This window comes from Trinickia sp., from assembly GCF_051961175.1.
Classification (GTDB): Bacteria; Pseudomonadota; Gammaproteobacteria; order Burkholderiales; family Burkholderiaceae; genus Trinickia.
Window position 1 is genome coordinate 1 of the sequence record NZ_JBQCDN010000030.1, and the last position, 3,187, is coordinate 3,187.

Annotated in this window: 2 protein-coding genes; both read left to right on the plus strand. The window is 63.1% G+C overall.

The genetic code is table 11. The features are described from left to right. Positions 1-5: 5 nt before the first annotated feature. The gene (locus tag ACTHL0_RS02040) at positions 6-1,991 is read left to right on the plus strand and encodes a DNA topoisomerase IV subunit B (RefSeq protein ID WP_440564919.1); all 1,986 of its coding nucleotides are present in this window, start codon (positions 6-8) and stop codon (positions 1,989-1,991) included. Between the two features lie 46 nt (positions 1,992-2,037). Continuing rightward, positions 2,038-3,187: DNA gyrase subunit A (locus ACTHL0_RS02045; protein WP_440564918.1), on the plus strand; the 1,150-nt coding region annotated here is incomplete at its 3' end.

Here is a 3,187-nt window from a genome sequence, read left to right on the forward strand (position 1 = left end):
AGACCATGTCCACGAAAAAGCCAAGCGCCGCATACAGCGAGGCGTCGATCAAGGTGCTCAAAGGGCTCGAGCCGGTCAAGCAGCGGCCGGGCATGTACACGCGCACCGAGAATCCGCTGCACATCATCCAGGAAGTGATCGACAACGCGTCCGATGAAGCGTTAGGCGGCCACGGCCGTCAAATTACCGTCACGCTGCATGCCGATCAATCCGTCTCCGTCGACGACGACGGGCGCGGGATCCCGTTCGGCCTGCATCCCGATGAAGGCGTGCCCGTGGTTGAGATTGTCTTCACGCGTCTGCACGCGGGCGGCAAATTCGATAAGGCGGCGGGCGGCGCGTACACGTTCTCGGGCGGTCTGCACGGGGTGGGCGTTTCAGTGACGAACGCGTTGTCGTCGCGGCTCGACGTCACGGTATGGCGCGACGGCAAGGTTGCACAGGTCGGCTTTGCTCACGGCGAAGTCGTGCGCCCGTTGGCCGTCCGCGCGATCGAGCGCGGTGAAAAGCGCTCGGGCACGCGCGTCACGGCGCTGCCCGATCCGAAGTATTTCGATTCGGCCAACTTGCCGCTCGGCGAGCTCCAGCGCCTGCTGCGCTCGAAGGCAGTATTGCTGCCCGGCGTCGAGGTCGTGCTCGTCAACGAAAAGTCGGGCGAGCGTCAAAGCTGGAAATACGACGACGGTTTGCGCGGTTATCTGCTCGAAGGCATGGCCGGCAGTGAGCTGTTGATTCCGTTGTTCGAGGGCGAGCGCTATGCGGACAACGCGCGCACGAACGAAGATTCATTCGCCGAAGGCGAAGGCGCGGCGTGGGTCGTCGCGTGGAGCGAGGAGGGCCCGCTGCAGCGCGAGTCGTACGTCAACCTCATCCCCACGCCGGCAGGCGGTACGCACGAATCGGGCTTGCGCGACGGGCTCTTTCAAGCGGTCAAGAGTTTCGTCGAACTGCACAATCTGCAGCCGAAGGGCGTGAAGCTGTTGGCGGAAGACGTCTTTGCACGCGTGTCGTTCGTGCTGTCGGCGAAGGTGCTCGATCCGCAATTCCAAGGGCAGATCAAGGAGCGGTTGAACAGCCGCGACGCCGTCAAGCTCGTGTCGTCGTTCGCGCGTCCCGCGCTCGAGCTTTGGCTCAATCAGCACGTCGAACACGGCAAGAAGCTCGCCGAACTCGTCATCAAGCAGGCGCAAGCGCGTACGCGCGCCGGCCAGAAAGTCGAAAAGCGCAAGAGTTCCGGCGTCGCCGTGTTGCCGGGCAAGCTGACCGATTGCGAATCGACCGACCTCTCGCGCAACGAATTGTTCCTAGTCGAAGGCGATTCGGCGGGCGGCTCGGCCAAGATGGGCCGCGACAAGGAGTTTCAAGCCATCCTGCCGCTGCGCGGCAAGGTGCTCAATACGTGGGAGACCGAGCGCGACCGGTTGTTCGCAAACAACGAGGTGCACGACATCTCGGTGGCGATCGGCGTCGATCCGCATAACCCGGACGATACTGTCGATCTGTCGAATCTGCGCTACGGCAAGATCTGCATCTTGTCGGATGCGGATGTCGACGGCGCGCATATCCAGGTGCTCTTGCTCACGCTGTTCTTCAAGCACTTCCCGCAGTTGATCGAACGCGGTCACGTTTGTGTCGCTCGGCCGCCGCTGTTTCGCGTGGACGCCCCGGCACGCGGCAAGAAGCCCGCGCAAAAACTCTATGCGCTCGATGAGGGCGAGCTCGAAGCGACGCTCGATAAGCTGCGCAAGGACGGCGTGCGTGAGACGCAATGGACGATCAGCCGTTTCAAGGGGCTCGGCGAAATGAGCGCCGAGCAACTGTGGGATACGACGATGAACCCCGATACGCGGCGCCTGATGCCTGTCGCGCTCGGCGAACTCGATTACGAAGGCACCGTCTCGCGCATGACGATGCTGATGGGCAAGGGCGAAGCGGCGGCACGCCGCAGCTGGCTCGAAGAGAAAGGCAACGAAGTCGAAGCCGATATCTGAGGCACGCACTTCTTCCAGCGTTTCCTGAACACGGACAATATTCTCGATGGATCAACAAGACGATCTGTTCGCACCGGCCGCGACACCCGACGGCGAATCGCTGACGCTCGGTCACTACGCCGAGCGCGCCTATCTCGACTACGCGGTGAGCGTGGTCAAAGGCCGCGCGCTGCCCGACGTCTGCGATGGGCAAAAGCCCGTGCAGCGCCGCATTCTGTTCGCGATGAGCGAAATGGGCCTCGCCGCCGATGCCAAGCCCGTCAAGTCGGCTCGCGTCGTGGGCGACGTGCTCGGCAAGTACCACCCGCACGGCGATCAATCGGCCTACGACGCACTCGTCCGGCTGGCGCAGGATTTTTCGATGCGCTATCCGCTCATCGACGGCCAGGGCAACTTCGGTTCGCGCGATGGCGACGGTGCGGCTGCAATGCGGTACACCGAAGCCCGCTTGACGCCGATCGCGAAGCTGCTGCTCGATGAGATCGACGAAGGCACTGTCGATTTCGCGCCGAACTACGACGGCTCGTTTCAAGAGCCGAAGCTCTTGCCCGCGCGCCTGCCGTTCCTGCTGCTGAATGGCGCATCGGGCATTGCCGTGGGCCTGGCGACAGAAATTCCTTCGCACAATCTGCGCGAGGTGGCCGCGGCGGCGGTGGCGATGATCCGTCACCCGAAGATCTCGCACGCGGAATTGATGGACATCATGCCCGGGCCCGATTTCCCCGGCGGCGGTCAGATCATCTCGAGCGCGACGGAAATCGCCGCCGCATACGAGACGGGCCGCGGCAGCCTGAAGGTGAGGGCGCGCTGGAAGATCGAGGATCTCGCGCGCGGTCAGTGGCAACTTGTCGTGCACGAGCTGCCGCCGAACACCTCGGGCCAGAAGGTGCTCGAGGAGATCGAAGAACTCACGAATCCGAAGATCAAGCTCGGCAAGAAATCGCTGACACCCGAGCAGCTGCAAACGAAGCAGACAATGCTCGCGCTGCTCGATGCCGTGCGTGACGAATCGGGTAAGGATGCGCCGGTGCGGCTCGTGTTCGAGCCGAAATCGAGCCGCATCGATCAGACCGAATTCGTCCACTCGCTGCTCGCGCATACGAGCCTCGAATCGAACGCGGCGCTGAACCTCGTCATGATCGGCGCCGATGGGCGGCCGCGGCAAAAGGGTATTACCGAGATCCTCTACGAGTGGA